Annotated in this window: 1 protein-coding gene and 1 pseudogene; one reads left to right on the top strand and one right to left on the bottom strand. The window is 53.2% G+C overall.

Features of this window, described 5'->3' with window-relative positions; genetic code table 11:
* Positions 1–261, bottom strand: a pseudogene (locus HMPREF2572_RS09940) (hypothetical protein); the annotation flags it as partial.
* Here HMPREF2572_RS09940 and HMPREF2572_RS09935 point away from each other — a divergent pair.
* Positions 260–496, top strand: a complete 237-nt coding sequence (locus tag HMPREF2572_RS09935) for a hypothetical protein (RefSeq protein ID WP_148132323.1) — start codon at positions 260–262, stop codon at positions 494–496. The pseudogene HMPREF2572_RS09940 and the gene HMPREF2572_RS09935 overlap by 2 nt on opposite strands.
* The last annotated feature ends 354 nt before the right edge of the window (positions 497–850 follow it).

Raw genomic sequence — 850 nt, 5'->3', positions numbered from 1 at the left:
ATAAGGCGGCGGCGGACTTTGGCGCACGCTGCCGGGCAAGTCGGCACAAGGTGCCGGCTCGAAAATCTGCGCGTAGGGGCAATCGGGAAGATGCGGCGTTTGGGGCGTGTCGCAGGTACAGGCGGCAGCCAAAAGCGCATGCCCGAACACACCGCGCAAGGTCGAAGCCGCATAAGGCGGCAGCTGCAAATCATGCGTCAGCGTGAAATGCAAACGATAACGGGCTATGGGCAATTCCGAAGGAAGATTAAGCGGATTCATGGCAGACAGACAAATAAAAAATGGCATGATACGGCGTTTCAGACGACCTGGAAATGTGAAATGCGGCGTATCCGCAAACTGTAAGCGCAAAGCCGCGTTCAGACGGAGTGTCGGTGCATGGGCAAACGGCAAACCCAAGAAACATCAGCAGCCGACCGATATATCTGAACCCAACCCTACCAAAGCCCGCCGTTTTCAGACGACCTCAAACAGCGTCCGCCAGCCGCCCGTTTGAATACGTTATAGTGGATTAACTTTAAATCAGGACAAGGCGACGAAGCCGCAGATAGTACATCAGGACAAGGCGACGAAGCCGCAGACAGTACAGATCAACGCCGTACTGGTTTAAAGTTAATCCACTATAAAAAAGCAGCCCGCAAATAAAAACAACCTTGATGCAATATCAAGGCTGTTTTGCTATCGGTCATCAACGAACCCCGGCAGACATTTTCAGACGACCCAAGCCCGAGGTCGTCTGAAAAGCTTGAAAGGCCGATGAGTGGGGTGAGTCTTCTGACAGAGTATTTCGCACCTGCCGACATGAACGCCACGTCTTAATCCCCGATGAGTGGGGCAGGTTTTCCGACAT

It is taken from the genome of Neisseria sp. HMSC064E01 (genome assembly GCF_001808875.1).
Taxonomy (GTDB): Bacteria; Pseudomonadota; Gammaproteobacteria; order Burkholderiales; family Neisseriaceae; genus Neisseria; species Neisseria sicca_A.
This window is presented reverse-complemented; position numbering and strand designations above follow the sequence as displayed.

What these genes read in the sequence shown, in the direction of transcription:
- HMPREF2572_RS09935 (WP_148132323.1), top strand. Translation starts at nt 260, where the DNA reads ATGGCAGACAGACAAATAAAAAATGGCATGATACGGCGTTTCAGACGA.